Origin of the sequence: Megasphaera hominis (assembly GCF_014269395.1) — a bacterium.
In the GTDB taxonomy this organism is placed as follows: Bacteria; Bacillota; Negativicutes; order Veillonellales; family Megasphaeraceae; genus Megasphaera; species Megasphaera hominis.
This window is the reverse complement of sequence record NZ_JACOGK010000022.1, coordinates 1-18,842: the sequence shown is the minus strand read 5'-3', so window position 1 is coordinate 18,842 and position 18,842 is coordinate 1. Positions and strand designations below refer to the sequence as shown.

Genomic DNA, 18,842 nt, shown 5'->3' with positions numbered 1-18,842 from the left:
TTTCAAGCTATTGGCTCTTATTCCTTTGCGCGTAACATGCGGTATAGAATGCCGATGAGGAGCAGATCGCCACCGATGCCGACGAGAGGGTAAATCGTATTGACGAGCTGGCTCAGAGGAACAAAGGAGGCAACGGTCATACCCAGTACGGCTACGACGATGACGATGATGCGCTGCTTCTTTGTCTTATCCTCAGCAAAACGGCGGCCGAAGGCCCAGAGATAGCCTGTAATGGTCGTAAAGATGCCTATGAGGATGATAATAGTAAAGGGCATGGCCATAATAGGCAGTACATTTTCAATGGCTGCCAGCATCGGCACCTGGGCTTTGATGGCAGCAATGTAGTCCAGGTTTTTGATCAGCGTCAAGAGAACCATGGAGAGGCCAATGCAGAAAAAGAGAGCCGATAAAAAAGCACTGCCCCAAATGTCCTGTTTTGTTTTGCAGCTGGCGCCGAGGGAAACGTTGAAGAGCAGGCCTAAGGTTATATAGGCTCCGACAAGGGAGAAAACAGCGACGACGCAATTGTCGATTCCCATAAACGTGCCCTGCAGGATCCGTCCTTCCTGGACATATTCGAGGACGTGCTGCTGTCCTTCCATAATACCTACCGGACTGGTCACCAGACAGTAAACGCCGACGACGGCCATGATGGCAATGATAATGATGCCGGCACAGCCGAGGATGTCTACGACCTTCTGGAGGCCCAGGCAGACGACGAAGACAGCGACGATGCCCATGAGAGTCGTGCCAATCCAGACGGGAACGCCTAAATATTGATTGATCGTAGCGCCGCTTCCGGCAAACATGATGAGCGTACAAAGGGCGATGGAGAGGGTGCAGAGAATATCGATAAGGAAACCCAGATGACGGCCACAATAGTACGTGTAGGCTTCGCTCGGATTTTCAAAGTGCTTTAAGGCTCCTGTCCGATACGTGCCCAAACAGAATATAAACATGAGGACAAACGTAAAAATAACGAGCAAAAAAGGCGTCACACCGCCCCAGGAACCGTAAAATTGGAGCGTTTCCTGGCCTGACGCGAAGCCTGCGCCAATACAATAGGCTGTAAAGGCGCCACCAACGGTGAGTGCTGTTTTCATGTGCATACAAAAAACCTCCTTCTCCCATTGCTATACAATAATAGATTGATATATATACGCGTGCACTACGTAAGCGGGATATAAAACACTATTGAGAAATAACGTAAACGAATAAATAACCGTACAGGGGGGATAATGTATTTCCTCTTCACGTAATCCTTAATGAGATATAATTAAAGTATTATAATTTATTATATTTATGAAAAAGAAAATAGTATAAATAATAGATATATGCTTTAAAAAATAAGAAAATAAAGTAACGATCTGGTAATATACAAATATAGTAACATGAAATTATTTATAATATGTAGCGTGAAAATATAATATCAATAAGGGAAAATCTATTACCCTGTATGCTTTTTCTTCAAAATGTATTGAAAAAACAAAAAGTAAATGTTACTATGTTCACTAATATAGGGATAAAGTATGGATACAAACTATAAGAGAGAGGTAAAAGGAGGCGGAACAGATGGATATAAAAAAATATGAAGTATTGCTGGCCGTCGTAGATAAGGGGAGCTTTATTAAGGCGGCGTCTGATTTAGGCTATACCCAGTCGGGGATTACGTATATGATGAACAGCCTGGAAAAAGAATGCGGCTTTCCTCTATTGAGCCGGAGCAATAAGGGCGTAGCACTGACGCTCGAAGGGGAACGGCTGCTGCCGGAAATCCGCCAGCTCGTGCAGCTGAATAAGCGATTGGAACAGGATTTTACCGAAGTCAAGGGCACTGTAGAAGGGAAAGTGCGCATTGGCTGTTTTCCGACCATTGTCTGTGCGATTATGCCGAAGATCATGCGTCTCTTCCGTGAGCTGTATCCCAAAATCCAGCTGGATCTGGTAGAAGAAAACAGCTCGGGCATCCTGACGGAATGGCTGGATTCCGGCTTTATCGATATTGCCTTCCTGAGTAAGCAGCCTCAATACGAATACGACTGGATTCCCTTGCGGGAAGACCGCTACGTCATTGTCATGCCGAAGGATTCGCCGTTAGCGGCTTATGACATTATTCCGGCGAAGGAACTGGAAGGCCATCCCTTCTTTATGTACCGTGGTGTAGATGGGATGGATGCTGAAGTAGCGAGCTACTTCAGGAAACATGACGTTCATTTAATGCCTACCTTTACGTCCAGTTCAGACTACGCCGTCTTGTATATGATTGAGGAAAATCTCGGCGTCGGCATGATTCCAGAACTGCTGATCCACGTTTCGAAGGATAAATTTCCTACCCTTACGACACGGGAACTGGATCCGCCGGCTAAGCGCAGCTTGGGCTTAGCCGTACGGGGCTATAGTACGGCCATACCGGCTGTACAGTGCTTTATCAAAACCATACAGCGTGCTGTAGACGATGGCAGTCTGTCTATCTGATGAATAAAAGGCCTCCTTTGACAGGAGGCCTTTTGCGTATGAGAGTTTCCAATAGTCACCATTTTAATCGCTCGTTTTACGATTTGTCATTTGTCTTGTACAATTAAATTAAATTAGAAAGAGAATTACTTACAGTTCCTTAAAGTTTATTTGATTTAGGAGGTAGCAGTATGAGCGAAACATTTTATCAAATGACAGACCGTGTAAAACAATTGAAGAAGATGCTCACCGATGAAACGCCGACTATGAGCGCCGAACGGGCTAAACTGGCGACAGAGGCCATCCAAAAATATGCCTTTGAACCGCCGGTCCTGCAAAAGGCATATATGCTGGACTATATTTTACGTAATAAGAAGATCTTTATCCTCGATGGCGAATTGATCGTCGGTAACCAGGCAGATAAACCCCGTAGTGCCCCTGTTTTCCCGGAATATACGTCAGAATGGGTACTGGAACAGATTGATGATTTTGGCAAACGGAAAAGTGACCCCATGATCGTAACCGATGAAGACCGGGCTATACTGGAAGAATATCTGCCATACTGGAAAGATATCAGCTTTGATAAGGTAGTAGAACGGGCCCTGCCGGAAGACGTAAAGCATGCCGAAGAAAGTGGCGTCGTTACGGTTGGTAACCGCGATTGCGGTACTGGGCATGTCCTGCCTGATTATTTTAACCTCTTAAAACGAGGCCTCAATTATTATAAGGAACAATGTCAGAAAAAAATTGCAGAAACGGTGGTCGACAGCAAGGAAAAACAGGAACAGGTAGACTTCTGGCATGCTGTAATGATCGACATTGATGCGGCCGGTGCCTATGCACAGCGCTTTAGCCAATTGGCAGCGGAAAAAGCGGCAGCTGAAACGGATGACGTACGGAAACAGGAACTGCTTGACATTGCTGCTGCTTGTGCACAGGTTCCTCTGAAGCCTGCGAGGACCTTCCAGGAAGCAGTCCAGTTCGTATGGTTTATGCATGTCATCATGAACATCGAAAATAACGGACACGGTGAATCGTTCCATCGCTTCGACCAGTATACGAATGACTTTTATGAAGCTGATCTCGCGGCTGGCCGCATTACGGAAGACAAGGCGATTGAAATTATCGAATGCTTCTTCATTAAAGTAACGAGTATTATGAAACTGCGCGATAAATTCTATAGCCAGTCTTTTGCAGGCTATCCGCTTTGGCAAAATATCATAATTGGCGGCCAAAAGCTGGAAGACGGCAGCGATGCGACGAATCCTGTATCCATGCTTTGCCTCAAGGCCAATCAGGCTGTACAAACGTCTATGCCGACGATGTCCATCCAATACCATGATCATTTGAACCAGGATTTGATGAATGAAGGCTTACGCATGATCCAGGCCGGCATGGCAACGCCTGCCTTTTTCAATAATAACCTGGTTATCCCTATGCTCATGGAAAAGTCAGGCTGTACCATCGAAGAAGCCCGCAACTGGGGCATCCACGGCTGCGTTCAGCCGGGTGTCGCCGGTAAGTCCGATGGCCGTCCGACCGTTGGCTACGTAAACCAGCTGAAATGTGTAGAACTCGTTTTGAACAATGGGGTTAATCCTGTAAACGGGGAACAGTTGGGGCCCCGGACAGGTAAAATAGAAACGCTTGATACGCTGGAAAAACTGGAAGACGCCTTGTATAAACAGAATGATTATTTCGTCGACATGATGCTCCGAGGCTTCAACGTCGTCGGTTCGCTCCACGCGTCGCGCATGCCTGTAGCCTTTACGTCCATGCTCGTAGATGGCTGTATTGATAAAGGTAAATCGCTGCAGGAAGGCGGTTCCAAGTATTATGAATCCGGCGCGTTCTGCGTCAGCGTAGCCAATGCGGCCGATGCGATTGCAGCTGTCGATACACTGGTCAATCAGAAACATGTACTGGATATTCAGACGGTCATGGATGCCTTGCAGCATAATTTTGACGGTGCTGAACCGATCCGCCAGGCCCTGCTCAAGAAGGCGCCTAAGTATGGCAACGATAATGCCTACGTCGATGGCATTGCTGCAGGCATTGTCCGTCATTATGCCAAGAACCTGGAAAAATACAGAGATTCCCGCGGCGGCCACTACGTAGAAGTCGTAGAATCCCAGTCTATGAATGTGTCCCAGGGTAAATGCATCATGGCTACGCCAGACGGCCGTTTTGCCTATGATGCAGTAGCAGATAACTGCTCGCCGGCAATGGGCCGTGATACGTCCGGACCGACGGCATGCATCAACTCTGTAGCCCATTTGGACCAAAAGAACGCCAAAGATGGCTGCCTCTTTAACCTGCGCTTTGACCCCCGCAGTATACAGGGCAAAAAGGGACGCATGGTTTTGGATGCTGTCGTAAGGACCTTCTTTAAGAATATGGGCGAGCATATTCAGATCAATGTTATCGATAATAAGACCCTGAGGGAAGCACAAAAGCATCCGGAAAACTATCGGAATCTCTTGGTCCGCGTGGCCGGATACTTAGCATATTTCGTTGAATTAGACAGCGAAGTCCAGGAAGCACTCATTGCCAGAACGGCTCATCCCCCGGATTTCTAAGTGCCTGCGATAGGAGAGGATCCTCATGAAGCAAACCTATATTGGCGGCATCCAGCGCTTTTCTACAGAAGACGGACCGGGCATTCGTACGACCGTGTTTTTTAAAGGCTGTCCGCTGCACTGCCGCTGGTGTCATAATCCGGAATTGCTCGATCCTTCATATACCCTCATGTACCGGGAAAAAGACTGTATCCGCTGCGGCAGCTGTATCCGTTCCTGCCCGGAAAAAGCTCTTTCCTTTCAGGCAGAGCGCGTAGTGATAGACCACAGGAAGTGCAAACAATGCGGCCGTTGCGTAGAGGCTTGCTGTACCGGAGCCTTGTATACAAAATCAAAGACCTATTCGCTGGATGAACTATTGGCGACGCTGCAAAAGGACGCCGACTATTATGCCATATCCGGTGGCGGTGTGACCTTCAGCGGTGGTGAGGTCCTGGCCCATGCAGACTATGTCTGTACCGTAGCTGAAGCGGTGCGAAAAGCCGGCTATACGCTTGCCATCGAGACCAGCGGCTACGGGAAACGAGAGGATCTTTCTGCCTTGGCTTCCCTGTGCGATTATATCCTTTTCGATTTAAAGCATATGGACCGCCAGGCTCATAAAACCTATGTAGGCGTAGATCCGGAACGGATCTGGTCTAATTTGGAAGCGCTGGCACGGGATGAACGGATGCGGGAAAAAATTGTCATCCGTGTACCCCAGATTCATAAAATCAATGATGATGAAGCCAATATGTATGCTTTACGGGACTATATGCAGCAATTGCAGCTGCACGAGGTGCATTTGCTCCCCTACCACAATATGGGTGTAAGCAAAGCGCGGGAAGCCGGTATAGAGCAGGAGCAATTTGTCACGCCGCCTGATGAAATCCTGGAGCGCAACCGATCTATTTTGGCGGCTACAGGCTTAACAGTGCTGGTTATGGGACATGAAGAATAACATAAAAGACAGAAAAAGGGAAGGCATGCTTGACGCATGCCTTCCCTTTTTCTGTACTGACGTATGTATTTTTTGAATGGAAATAGGCGATATAAGATACTTTCATAGAGTTATCAAAATATAGCGTTTTACTAGTTGCTGTACAGCCCCTATCATAGAAAGTAAGAGCACGATCGGAACACTGACATTTTAAAATAGAATAGGATGGAGAGGAGGCAGTTCGTTGGATATAAAAAAATATGAAGTCCTCTTGGCTGTCGTGGATAAGGGAAGTTTTATTAAGGCAGCAACAGAGCTGGGGTATACGCAATCGGGTATTACGTATATGATGAACAGTCTGGAAAAGGAATGTGGGTTTCCGCTACTGCAACGGAGCAATAAGGGAATTACGCTGACTCTGGAAGGAGAACAGATTATTCCTGCTATCCGTAAACTCGTAGCCATGAACCAGGAATTAGAAGAAACCTTCGATGCCGTGAAGGGCCTGGCTACAGGACAAGTACGGATTGGCTGCTATCCCACCCTGGCCTGCGCGGTCATGCCGCAAATCATGCAGATCTTTCGCCGTATGTATCCACAGATTCATTTGGATCTGGTCGAAGAAAACAGTGTCCGTATTTTGGAAGACTGGATGGCTTCAGGGATGATTGATGTAGCCTTTATCAGTAAGCAGCCGGAACAGACCTATGACTGGTTTCCCTTAAAAAAAGATCCCTATCTGGCGGTATTTCCCAAGGATCATCCGTTGGCAGCGTATGAGCGTGTACCGGCCGAGGCCATGATGGGCGGGTCCTTTTTCATGTACCGCTCCATGGACGGACTCGATCCGGATGTAGCCCAGTATTTTAAGCAATGCCACGTTCCCGTTTCTTCGACGTGTACGTCTAATTCTGATTTTGCCGTCCTTTTTATGGTCGAGCAAGGCTTAGGCATCAGCATTGTGCCAGAATTGTTTTGGAACCTATGTAGTGCTAAATTTACGACATTGGCAACGCGGCATTTAGAGCCGGAAGCCTGCAGGGAAATCGGCCTGGCTGTAAAAAACAAAGATAACAGTACACTGGCGACGATGCGCTTTATCAGAGAACTGCAAAAAAATATAGAAAACAATGTGATTGCACTTTAAGAGGGTTCTGCCTTTGGCAGAACCCTCTTATTTTTTTATTATTAGGAAATTTTTGCAAAGATATAAGAAAGTAGATGAACACAGAAATCCTTATTCTCACTATGAATATTAAACTGTGTACTTGTTTATTGCAAGATACTAAAATTTTATTAACAAATAAAATGTTTTCGGAATAAAGTAAAGCAAAAACATAAAAAACATATGCATAACAGAGCGTATGTGAAAAATAGAATGAGGAGGTATGTTGAATAAAAATAATATTGTATAGGAACTTGGTTTTTTGAAGGGAGAATGGTTGTAATGGAAACTGGAACGATTATCATGCTGGTCTTTTATTTGGTCGTTGTCGGTGGCGGCTCCTTTTGGACGATGCGGAACAGCCTGAAGAGCGGTGGTTCCTATCAGGAAGAGGAGGATGAGGCAGCTACAGAACCCGGCGGTGAAGCCTATGCGGAAAATCATGGTGCAGCCTGATGGATAGAGGCTGCAGGTTTCATAAGAAAGGAGTTATATCATGGCAGAGAAGAAAAAAGAGCACTTTGGCTCATCCCTGGGTTTCGTCTTTACGATGATTGGCATGGCCTTTGGCTTAGGTGCCATTTGGCGCTTTCCGTACGTAACCGCCCAAAGCGGTGGCGGGGCCTTCGTCTTGATGTTTTTGATTATTACCCTCGTACTGGCTGTACCGGCAGGTATGGCAGAAATTGCCTTGGCCAGAAAAATGCAAAGCGGGCCTGTCGTGGCCTTTAAGAATATTTTGGGCAATAAAAAAGGCCGTATTGCCTGGCTGTACCCGATTATTCCTACGGGACTGAACATGTTTTATATGGTCGTCGTCGCCTGGACCTTGGCCTATATCTGTTTCAGTATCGTCTACGGAAATGAAATTATGAATGATCCCGTCGGCTTTTTTGATACCTTTAGCAATGACCGCTTAGCTGTCTTTGGCTGGACCGTCGTGACGGTCTTGCTGAACGCGTTGATCCTCTGGAAGGGCATTCAGGGCGGTGTAGAAAAATTCTGTAAATATGGCATTCCCTTGTTGTTCGTCATTTTGGCATTATTGATGGTTCGTGTACTGACGCTGCCGAATATTTCGGCCGGGTTAAACCTCTTTGTCAATCCTGATTGGTCGCAGATGCTGAACTTCTCCATGTGGGCCCGGGCTACGGGCATGGCCTTATTCGCCATCGGCCTGGGGCCGGCAGCCTTAATGGCGTACGGTGCCTATTTACCGAAGGATTCGGATATTCCGGCAGATTTTCTGACCGTTGCCTTTTGGAACCTCTTGGGTTGCATCCTCGCCGGTTTGATCATTGTTCCGGCTGTTGTAGCCTTTGGCTTAGACCTGAACTCCGGTCCTAATCTGACGTTTATTACCCTGCCCTTTGTCTTTGCACAGCTGCCGTTTTCTATAGTCATCGCCTTAGGTTTCTTTATTGCCATGGCCCTGGGGGCTGTCTCTTCTTCCATTGGCATTATGGAAAATTCCGTGACGACCGTCAGCGGCGGTCTTGGCTGGAGCCGGAAAAAGACGATCGTCTTTATTACGGTTATCACCATTATCGGGGCTATTCCCTGTATTTGGAGTGAAAAATTCCTGGCAGCAATGGATTTCTTTGTCGGTGACGTAGGCTATACGCTGACAGCTACGATTATGGCTGTACTGCTGGCTTGGTATGTAGGGGCAAAAAAGGTACGCGAAGAATGGATCCAAAAAGGATGCCATTTCAAGATCCCTACCTTCTATGATCCGCTTTACAAATACGTCATTTGCCCGATTTTGTTCTTGTTGTTAGCCCAATCATGCTTTAATATTCCGAAAATCCTCACGACGATTTTTACGTGATGTCTGTTGCGGTGGTACCAATTCAGGCTGGGAAAGGCGGCAGTTACACGGCCTCTCCCCGTGCCGGCTTTCCCGCCTTGTATTAAATAGGACACATTCTTAGAACTACATAAAAGATGCCTGTAGCAGCCAGTATAAAAGGACTGCTGCAGGCATCTTTTATGTTTATGGGCAGCCAAACGGTAAAAGAGAAAATGGGAACGTAAAGGAATACACCATTTCATTTAGGCGGTTGGTTTGTTGCAGGAGTATATGACAGGCATGATGCGGCCATTAGGGCCGGAACCGGTATTCTTGTGAAATTTTTCCGTTTTAGCCGCGGCGTCTGCAAGGGACGAGTCGATGCTTCTCATAGACCCGGTATTTGTACTTTAATGTACAAGGTATGAAGAAAATTGATATAGCTATGAGATTTTAGATTTTTACTTTTTGAAGCGGAGGATGTAACATAATACTTGTAGAAAACGGAATAACTTGCAAGAATTAATTTTAAAAACGGAATTTTAAAATATTTTTGTATTTCATAAATAACATACGAAAATCGCATGAGTTATATGTGAAATGCCTTAAAAACGATAGTATAACAAAAAAATACTTGGTTGAAGCAGTCTCTTTTCGGAAGAGCCTGAGTAAACATAGCAGTACACGTCGTCTGGTTTGTGAAAAATGGAATTTTCGCTGCGCAGCGCATTTTATATTTAGTGAAACCAGAGGATCGTAAAAAGTCTGATTTTGAAGGAGAGGTCAAAATGGATGGAGCAACTTGGTTTATGTTAGGGTTTTATATTATCGGGATTGGCGGCGTTGCTATTTGGACGCTAGTGCACAGTCTGAACGATAAGAGCAATTGGAATAAGTAGATCGGGAGGGTGTGCAACTATGAGTGAACAAACGCAAGCGAACGGACAGGAACGTGAAGTTTGGGGTTCCAGATTAGGATTTATTTTATCGACGATCGGGATGGCCTTTGGCCTCGGCGCTATTTGGCGGTTCCCGTATGTAGCAGCAGAAAGTGGTGGCGGTGCCTTCGTCCTGGCTTTTACTATCGTGACGATTGTCATTGCCCTGCCGGCCGGCTGGGCTGAAATTGCCTTTGCCCGCAAGATGCGCAGTGGTCCTATTACAGCATTCCAAAAGGTATTAGGCAAGAAAGGCAAAATCGCCTGGATTTTCCCCTTTATTCCTTTGGGGTTGAACATGTACTACTTGGTTGTCGTATCGTGGACACTGGCGTATACAATCTTTAGCTTATACTGCGGCCAGGAATTTATGGCCGACTCTGTTGGTTTCTTCCAAGATTTTACGGGTAACAGAACGGCAATCTTTGCCTGGACTGTCGTAACCTTGCTGATTATTTCCTTCGTCTGTATGAAGGGGATTCAAAAAGGCGTTGAAAAGTTCTGTAAGTTCTGTATTCCACTGCATTACATTATCCTCTTTGCCCTGGTAATCCGTGTTCTTACCCTGCCGGGCATTGAAGATGGCCTGACCATGTTTGCTAAACCGGATATGTCCATGCTTTTGGATCCGTCCCTTTGGGCCCGTGCGACAGGGATGGCACTCTTCGCCGTAGGCTTAGGGCCTGCCTACCTCATGGCGTATGGCAGCTATTTGCCGGAAAAATCCGATATTCCTATGGACTTCCTCACCGTTGCCTGGTGGAACCTCTTTGGCTGTATCGCTTCCGGGCTCGTCGTTATTCCGGCTGTCGTAGCCTTCGGCCTGAACCTGCAGTCCGGTCCGAGCCTGACCTACGTCACCTTGCCGTATGTCTTTGCACAAATGCCGTTCTCCGGCGTAATTGCCTTTTTCTTCTTCTTTGCCATGCTGCTAGGCGGTCTTTCCGCAGCCATCGGCATTATGGAAAACTCTGTTACTACTTTTAGTGATGGCTTAGGCTGGAGCCGGAAAAAGACGCTGGCCGTCATCATCGTCGTTACGATTATCGGCAGTATCCCCTGCATTTGGAGCGATACGTTCCTGGCTAAATTCGACTACATTATTGGTGATTTAGGTTATACGCTGACGGCAGCGATTATGGCGATCGTCCTGGCTTGGTGTGTAGGTGCCAAGAAGATTCGTACGGAATGGATGGAAGGCAGCAGTATTCACCTGGGACGCTGGTTTGATATTATTTACAAATATGCCGTTGTGCCTATCTTATTGTTCTTGTTATTGCAGTCCTTGTTAAACATTCCGAAAATCTTCTTCTAAGCAATACCCGTGACAGGAAGGTGTGAATAGTTCATGAAGTATACGATACTAATCGACTTTGGCAGTACCTTTACAAAATCGACAGTCGTGGATATGGAAGAACAACGTGTCTGTTACACGTTCCGCACACCTTCTACTGTAGGCACTGATGCCTCCCTGGGCTTAGTGACGTGTTTAGATCAGATCCGGCAGGTGATCGGCGAAAAAGCACTGCTGGAAGCCCGTAAGCTTGCTTCCAGCAGTGCCGCCGGTGGCTTGCGGATGGTTGTCGTCGGCCTGACAGAATCGTTAAGCCTCATGGCCGGAAAAAACGCTGCCTATGGGGCCGGTGCGAAAATCATCGCTTCTTTTTCCGGTATTGTAACGGACGCAGCGCTGGAGCAGATACGAAGCCTCGACCCGGAAATTATCCTCCTTTGTGGCGGTTATGAAAAGGGGAACAGCAAATGGATTTTAGAAAATGCCAAACGGCTGGCCCATGCCGGAGGAATCAAGGCACCAATCGTGTATGCAGGAAACAGTCAGGCAGCAGAAGCTGTACATTTCCTCTTGTATCAGAATGGCAAAACCTGTATCCTTGCCGATAACATTATACCGGCCGTCAATACACTGAATATTGCCTCTACAGTAGAAGCCGTACGGGATATTTTTATGAAACGCATTACGCATATGAAAGGGTTTGATACGGTCAAGCAGTACATCGGACCCATCGTCATGCCAACACCGGCAGCGGTCTTAAAGGGGGTCCGCCTGCTGGCCGAAGGAACACCCACGCAGCCGGGCTGGGAGCAGATTATGCTGGTCGATATGGGTGGTGCTACGACAGATGTCCACTCGTATGCAGCTACGGAAACGTTGGATGGTGTCCGTCTCGTCGGCGCACCGGAACCGCGGGCTAAGCGGACCGTAGAAGGCGATATTGGTGCCAGGGAATCGGTCAATTCCCTCCTTGAAGCAGCGGATATGAGGCGGATCCGGAAATACTCCGGCCTGGCTGATGAGGAAATACGCTTGTGCCAGGACAAACGCCTGGAAGACCATGCCTTTGTACCGGATACGGAAAAGGAAAAGCTCTTTGAACAGGCCATTGCCATGGAAGCCGTACGGGTATCTGTGCGGCGTCATGCAGGACAACTCTACGATGGCTATACGGAAGGGGTCCAACGCATACAAAAGGGGAAGGATTTAATGAATATCAAGGCCATTATTGGGACGGGCGGGCCGATCATCAATAGTATCGATCCACGCAGTATCTTAGCCCAGGCCTTGCGGACGAAAGCAGAAAAGGATGTGCTGTTGCCTGAAAAGGCGGCCTTTTACTTGGATACATCGTATATTTTCTACGCTGCCGGCCTCTTATCCGGCATCGATCGGGAAACAGCCATGCGTATATTGTTAGATAAACTGATTCCATTAACGTGAGATAGGGTGGTAAACAATGAGTGATCAGATTTTATTGAAAAAGGATTTAGTACCTAATGATGTGCCTTCGCTGGAAGAAATTCTGGCAGCGTCACGTAAAGAAGCACAGGATGTCACGATCGGTACGACCTTATTTATGAAAAAGTACGGCGTGACCTCTGAAGCTGAATACAAGAAAAAGATGATGAAGCAAGGAAAGATCATGCATCATGCCCATATTGGCTGGAATTCATGGGAAGAAACAGCCAAGGGATTTGAATATATTTACGATGAACTGACGAACAAGCGCGGTATCATTCTCGACCGCTTTGGCGTGGCCCTCGATTGGGTCATGGGCGTACCGCAGGAAATGCGGGATAAAGTAATGAAAGGCGGCAGCCTGATTTTTGAAACACCGGAAGAATGGGCAGCCGTCGGCCAGGTAGTACCGATCCAGCCTCACTTTGGCGATCATATGATAGGCTCCCTGAACTCCACGGAAAACGTAAAATTGGCCTTAAAGGCTGGCGTAACAACCATGGGGAACATTGCCCAGTATTATACGTATGAATATCCCGGCGGTCTCATGAGTAAAGAAGACCGGGTTATCAACATGGCCACGGCTATTGGCCTCATGGGCCTCTTTAGGGATCAAGGCGCAGTTATCCATTCGAATCTGGACGATGGTTTCGGTGCTATGTTCCACGATTTGGCTAACCTGACAGGCTGGGCAATTATGGAACGCTATATCGTAGAAGAACTCTTGGGCGGCCGTCTGTCGCTCATGTACGGGAATCTGTTTAGTGATCCGATTTTACGTATTATTTTCCTCATGGCCAATGATGAAATCAATACGTATCATACGCCAGGGTCCATGATTTATGGTAACACCATTGATTATTCCAACGATTATGACCGCAACTATGCAGCCCTCTGTTCCTTCGTCCTGGCTGATACGTGTGGCCAGATGCTCTTCCCTACAGGCCACGCCGTAACACCTATACCGATTACGGAAGCCATCCGCATTCCTTCAGCTGATGAAATTATTCAGGTTCATGTAACCGCCAATATGCTGGAAGAAAAAGCAAAACATTATCAGGCCTTCCTGGACATTGAAAAGATGACCGTAGAAAAAGAAAAACTCGTTATTGGCGGCCGTATTTTCTTTGAACGCGTTATGAATGGATTAGATGATATTGGTATTGATACAAAGAATCCTTGCGAACTGCTGCTGGCGCTGAAAGCCTTAGGCCCGGCGAAATTGGAAGAATTGTACGGCGCCGGCAAGAAGGATGAAAAGGCTATGCGTGGCCGCGTTCCCATTAAACCGACGGATATCGTCTGGACCATTGAAAACAGACGGACTCAGATCTGTAAGACCATCGATAACCTGGAACATTCCCTGGATGGGGTCAATGGTATTGTCGCGGCAACGGATGTGCATGAGTTTGGCAAGGAAATCGTAAAATCTGTCCTGACAGAAGCGGGCATGAATATCTTTGATCTGGGCGCCAATGTAGGCCCTCAGGAAATCATCGATACGATTATCGAAACGGACAGCAAATTTGTCCTCGTTTCTACCTTTAACGGAATTGCCCTGACCTATGCCAGCGAATTACTTAACGGGATTGCGCAGCAACACCTCGATGGCGTCACTGTCATCATGGGTGGGCTCCTCAATGAAAACGTAGCCGGTCAAACGTTGCCTGTCAACGTAGACGACAAGCTTACGGAAATGGGAGTTGTCTGCTCATCAAATGCTGATCAATTGGTAGATCTTATCAAACAGCGTTTATAAATGTCTCATGTTTCTATGTATTATAAAAAGGAGAATTCAACTATGAGTACTGTATCGATTATCAAAACAAAAAATCACAGTGAAGAAGCTATTGCCGAAGCTGTCCGCAAAGCACTTGATGCAATCGGCGGTATTTCCGATATTATTAAACCGGGCTTTAAAGTATTGATTAACCCGAACCTCGTAGCTCCCGGCTCCGACCGTCTCTCCGGTGCGGTCACGCGCTATGAAGTGTGCAAGGCTATTTATGATATCTGTAAAGAAGCAGGCGCAGAACCGTATATTGCCGAATCCTCTGCAGCCGGCGTCGATACGGAAAAGGTCATTGAATTTGCTGAATACACGAAATTGAGAGACCAGGGCTACACCGTACTGGATTTGAAAAAACAGCCCCGTGCCGTCATCGAATGTGCACAAGGTGAAGTAGTACAGCGCCTGGATACGTGGCAGCCCGTCGTCGATGCCGATGCCATTATTAGCGTACCGGTCATGAAAACCCATGACCAGACAGAAGTAACGCTGGGGATCAAAAACCTCAAAGGCCTGATCCAGGATACGGAAAAGAAGGAATTCCATAAAAAAGGCGTATTTGGCGGCGTCGTCGATCTCAATCAGGGCATCAAACGGGTTCTTACGGTAGTCGATGGGATCGTCGGCCAGCAAGGGTTAGGGCCTATCTTTGGCGAACCGGTGCCGATGGATCTGATCATTGCCTCGAAGGACTGCGTTGCCTGTGATGCCGTTACCGGTGCTGTCATGGGCTACGAACCGGAAGAAGTAAAGATCACGAAATTGGCCTATGAACGGGGCCTGGGCGAAATGAACCTGGATAAGATCGAAGTCAAGGGGGAACCGATCGCGGCCGTCCGCAAACGCTTTAAACGGGCCAGTGAAGTAGAAATTGAAGGTGTGCCTCCCTTTACCAAGATTGAAGATGCCCGGGCTTGCACAGGCTGCAAGACGACGATGATCAGTGCCATTATGGATATGAAGAACCAGCACATCGAACATCTCCTGGAAGGAAAGACCATCGTTTTAGGACCGGTTACGAAGGATCAGATTCCGGAAGGGATCAAGAAGGAAGACCTCATTCTCATGGGTGTCTGCACGAAGCCGCTCTGGGATATGGGGACACCGTGCAAAGGCTGCCCGCCCAATAACGTTTGGTTTGTCCAGGCCGTAGCCGGTGATCGCATGGAAGTAGGCCGTCGTTATGCAACGGAAAAGAACGAAAAAGAATAAGTAAAGAAAAGTAAATAGGTGTGGCTCTATACAGGTTACTCGGGGTACAAGCGGCCTGTATAGAGTGCCTAACACCCTGCTTATAACGATTAGATATAAATTATTGCTATGGAGTGTGATTACAGATGATCGAAGTACGTTGGCATGGACGTGGCGGGCAAGGCGCTTTTACAGCAGCCCGTTTATTAGGACAGGCTGTAGCAATTCATGAACATAAATATGTGCAGGCCTTTCCCTCTTTTGGACCGGAACGACGGGGGGCTCCCGTACTGGCCTTTACCCGTATTGACGACAAGAAAATTACGGACCGCAGTGAAGTGGAAACGTGTGATTACGTCGTCGTCCTCGATGATACCCTGTATGGCGACAATGTAACCAAGGGGCTGAAGGATGGAGGAATCCTGGTAATCAATACGACGCAGGATGCTGCCGCTTTCCCAAAAAAGGGTGACTATACGGTAATCACGATCGATGCAACGGCCCTGGCCCTGGATATCCTGGGACGGCCTATTACGAATGTACCGATGCTGGCTGCCTTAGTCGCTGCTGCCGGGACGGTCAATAGCGATTCTGTTCTCAAGGCGATTGACGATCAATTGGCACCGCGCATCCGGGAAAAGAACAAGGCCTTGTTTACCGCAGCGTACGATAAAGTGAAGGGGGAATTATAAATGAACAGACCACAACCTGTAAATTTTGTGCCGCCGAAGACATTGGCAGAGTATCCTGTAGGACCGTGTTGTCCGTCTGCCCATATCGTAGGTATTAATGCGGGCATGCGTACCTTTCGGCCCATTATCGACCACGCAACATGTGTCCATTGCCTGCGTTGTTTCCTCGTATGTCCTGAAGGGGCCATTGATAAATCGGAAGCGGATTTGGAAATCGACCTGAACTATTGTAAAGGGTGTGGCGTATGCGCACATGAATGTAAGGTTGGTGCTATTACTTTAGTAAAGGAGACAGAAGCATGAGTGAAAAAATGTTTATCTGCAGCGACGAAGCCGTGGCCCTGGGTGCTAAATTAGCACGGCCTCAAGTTATAGCAGCTTATCCTATTACGCCGCAAACGATTGTTGTAGAACGCTTATCTGATTATGTTGAAGATGGCAGCCTCAAGGCCACTTACCTCCATGTAGAATCGGAACACAGTGCGATTACGGCTTCTTTGGGCGCCGCCTCCGTAGGTGCCCGGACCTTTACGGCTACGTCCTCCCAAGGTCTTCTCTATATGACGGAAGGTCTCTATTATGCCAGCGGTGCCCGTTTCCCCATCGTCATGATGGATGCCAACCGTTCGCTGGCCCTGCCTTGGAATATTTACGGCGATCAGCGCGATTCCCTTTCCCAGCTCGCTTCCGGCTGGATCCAGCTCTATGCAGAAGATGCACAGGAAGCCCTGGATTTGACGATTCAGGCCTATAAAGTAGCAGAAGATCCGGAAGTTATGTTGCCGGTCATGGTCTGCCTCGACGGTTTTGTCCTTACCCACACGTATGAAGTTGTAGAAATTCCGGAACAGGATAAAGTAGATGCATTTATTCCGTATCAGAATTATGCCAACAAGATGGATTTGGACAATCCTACGAGCAATTGTATTACTGCCGGCCCGGATTATAATTTGGAATTTCACTATCAGCAGCATATAGCGACCTTAAAGGCCGGTGAAAAATTGATTGCTGCCGATAAGGAATATGGAGAATTATTTGGCCGGACCTATGGCGGCCTGGTGGAAACGTATCGCACGGACGATGCAGATGCCGTCATCGTTACCCTGGGCAGTGTAGCCGGCACGACACGCTGTGTTGTCGATGCCCTGCGGGCTGAAGGTAAAAAAGTAGGCCTCCTCAGAATTCGCTGTATGCGCCCGTTCCCGGAAAAAGAAATCATTGCTGCCTTACAACACGTAAAGGCCGTAGGTGTCTTGGAAAAAGATATCGATCACGGCTGTGAAGGCGTCGTCTTTACCAATGTCAATTCGGCCCTTATGCGGGGAACAACGAAACCGGCTACGTTCAACTTCATCGCCGGCTTAGGCGGCCGTTCCATTCTTAAAGGGGACATTGCACAGTGCTTTGATAAGTTGTTGCGTCAGGCTGCCGGAGAACCGCAGTCACCGACCGTTGAATTTGTGAAACTGGGGTGTTGATACAATGGGCTTAAATGCACAAAATATTACGAATGAAGAGCTTTTTTACGGGCATAAAGCCTGTGGCGGTTGTGGTGCTGCCTTATCTATCCGGCTGGTGATGAAGGTATTGGGTAAGAGAACCTTCGCAATTGTACCGCCTAACTGTATGTCGACGGTCGCTTTCATTTATCCCAGCATGACCTTTGGCTGCAGCGGCGCCATTACACCCTTTGCCGGTACGGCAGCTTTTGAAGCAGGCGTAGAAGCAGGTGCCAAAGAATTGGGCCTTACGGATTACACGGTTGTCGGCTTTGCCGGTGATGGCGGTACTGCCGATATTGGCCTGCAGTCCCTTTCCGGGGCTATTGACCGGGGTGACCGTATCATGTATATCTGTTACGATAACGAAGCGTATATGAATACAGGGGTCCAGACGTCGGGCCTTACGCCGTATGGAGCTAAGACGACGACATCTCCTGCCGGCGACCGCCTGCCGGGCAACACGAAAGCAAAGAAAAATGTCTTTGAAATCGTCGCTGCCCATGATATTCCCTATGCGGCTACAGCCAGCCTGGGCTATCCGGAAGATCTCTTGAACAAAGTGGCTAAGGCAAAAGCTGTAAACGGCCCGTCGTATATCCATATTTTCGCTCCTTGTCCGACCGGCTGGGGCTGTGCGTCCGAACTGACCGTCGACCTGGCGAAAAAGGCCGTCGATACGGGTCTTTGGTACTTAGCAGAGTATGAAAATCATGAATACACACTGAACCGGAATCCGAAGGAATTTGGCGATGTGAAAGAGTATTTAAAGAAACAAAACCGGTTTGCTCATTTGAAGGATGAAGATATTGCAGAAATTTGCCGTATCCGTGACGCCAAATGGGCACAAATGAGAACGCATTGGAACGCGTAAGCGTGTAGTGAGGGAAGGCCTTAGCGAGAAGGATGGCCAGGGTCTTCCTATTCTAAGAAAATGAGGGTTACTGCATATGATGACAGGGAAAGAATACAAGGAAAGCCTGAAGAAACGCAATATCGTCGTATATCTGCAGGGTAAGCGGATTCCGGCAGCAGAAGTACCGGACCATCCGTTCATCCGCGGCCACGT

16 protein-coding genes are annotated in these 18,842 nt (G+C 47.7%); 15 read left to right on the top strand and 1 reads right to left on the bottom strand.

The annotated features are described in order from the left end of the window. Positions 1 to 17: 17 nt before the first annotated feature. Positions 18 to 1,109, bottom strand: a complete 1,092-nt coding sequence (locus tag H8J70_RS08230) for a YkvI family membrane protein (protein WP_186503478.1) — start codon at positions 1,107 to 1,109, stop codon at positions 18 to 20. A 463-nt stretch (positions 1,110 to 1,572) separates the two neighbouring features. Between H8J70_RS08230 and H8J70_RS08225 the strand changes: the two genes are divergently transcribed. The 15 genes from H8J70_RS08225 to H8J70_RS08155 all read left to right on the top strand — a co-directional run bounded on the left by H8J70_RS08225 (position 1,573) and on the right by H8J70_RS08155 (position 18,647). Beyond that, the gene (locus tag H8J70_RS08225; protein WP_186503476.1) at positions 1,573 to 2,475 is read left to right on the top strand and encodes a LysR family transcriptional regulator; all 903 of its coding nucleotides are present in this window, start codon (positions 1,573 to 1,575) and stop codon (positions 2,473 to 2,475) included. Between the two features lie 170 nt (positions 2,476 to 2,645). After that, entirely contained in the window at positions 2,646 to 5,033 is a 2,388-nt protein-coding gene (locus tag H8J70_RS08220; RefSeq protein WP_186503475.1) for a glycyl radical protein, read from the top strand. A gap of 25 nt (positions 5,034 to 5,058) precedes the next feature. Beyond that, positions 5,059 to 5,973, top strand: coding sequence for a glycyl-radical enzyme activating protein (locus tag H8J70_RS08215; protein ID WP_186503474.1), 915 nt, complete (start codon positions 5,059 to 5,061; stop codon positions 5,971 to 5,973). 223 nt (positions 5,974 to 6,196) lie between these two features. Further along, entirely contained in the window at positions 6,197 to 7,099 is a 903-nt protein-coding gene (locus H8J70_RS08210) for a LysR family transcriptional regulator (protein WP_186503473.1), read from the top strand. A gap of 300 nt (positions 7,100 to 7,399) precedes the next feature. Then, positions 7,400 to 7,573, top strand: a complete 174-nt coding sequence (locus H8J70_RS08205) for a hypothetical protein (protein ID WP_186503472.1) — start codon at positions 7,400 to 7,402, stop codon at positions 7,571 to 7,573. 40 nt (positions 7,574 to 7,613) lie between these two features. Next, complete coding sequence (locus tag H8J70_RS08200) at positions 7,614 to 8,948, top strand: sodium-dependent transporter (RefSeq protein ID WP_186503471.1); 1,335 nt, start codon at positions 7,614 to 7,616, stop codon at positions 8,946 to 8,948. Between the two features lie 659 nt (positions 8,949 to 9,607). Further along, positions 9,608 to 9,808 (top strand): hypothetical protein, encoded by a 201-nt coding sequence (locus tag H8J70_RS08195; RefSeq protein WP_186503470.1) that lies wholly within the window; start codon positions 9,608 to 9,610, stop codon positions 9,806 to 9,808. 19 nt (positions 9,809 to 9,827) lie between these two features. Then, entirely contained in the window at positions 9,828 to 11,162 is a 1,335-nt protein-coding gene (locus tag H8J70_RS08190; protein WP_186503469.1) for a sodium-dependent transporter, read from the top strand. 33 nt (positions 11,163 to 11,195) lie between these two features. Then, positions 11,196 to 12,584 (top strand): glutamate mutase L, encoded by a 1,389-nt coding sequence (locus H8J70_RS08185; RefSeq protein WP_186503468.1) that lies wholly within the window; start codon positions 11,196 to 11,198, stop codon positions 12,582 to 12,584. Positions 12,585 to 12,600: 16 nt separating this feature from the next. Beyond that, positions 12,601 to 14,361 carry a cobalamin-dependent protein gene (locus H8J70_RS08180; protein WP_186503466.1) on the top strand — a complete coding sequence of 587 codons (1,761 nt, stop codon included), beginning with the start codon at positions 12,601 to 12,603 and terminating at the stop codon, positions 14,359 to 14,361. 42 nt (positions 14,362 to 14,403) lie between these two features. Continuing rightward, entirely contained in the window at positions 14,404 to 15,603 is a 1,200-nt protein-coding gene (locus tag H8J70_RS08175; protein ID WP_186503465.1) for a DUF362 domain-containing protein, read from the top strand. Between the two features lie 125 nt (positions 15,604 to 15,728). Beyond that, the gene (locus H8J70_RS08170; protein ID WP_186503464.1) at positions 15,729 to 16,274 is read left to right on the top strand and encodes a 2-oxoacid:acceptor oxidoreductase family protein; all 546 of its coding nucleotides are present in this window, start codon (positions 15,729 to 15,731) and stop codon (positions 16,272 to 16,274) included. After that, the gene (locus H8J70_RS08165) at positions 16,275 to 16,577 is read left to right on the top strand and encodes a 4Fe-4S binding protein (protein WP_186503463.1); all 303 of its coding nucleotides are present in this window, start codon (positions 16,275 to 16,277) and stop codon (positions 16,575 to 16,577) included. Continuing rightward, positions 16,574 to 17,752, top strand: coding sequence for a pyruvate ferredoxin oxidoreductase (locus H8J70_RS08160; RefSeq protein WP_186503462.1), 1,179 nt, complete (start codon positions 16,574 to 16,576; stop codon positions 17,750 to 17,752). The genes H8J70_RS08165 and H8J70_RS08160 overlap by 4 nt, the downstream gene beginning before the upstream one ends. A gap of 4 nt (positions 17,753 to 17,756) precedes the next feature. Beyond that, entirely contained in the window at positions 17,757 to 18,647 is an 891-nt protein-coding gene (locus H8J70_RS08155; protein ID WP_186503461.1) for a thiamine pyrophosphate-dependent enzyme, read from the top strand. Positions 18,648 to 18,842 lie beyond the last annotated feature (195 nt).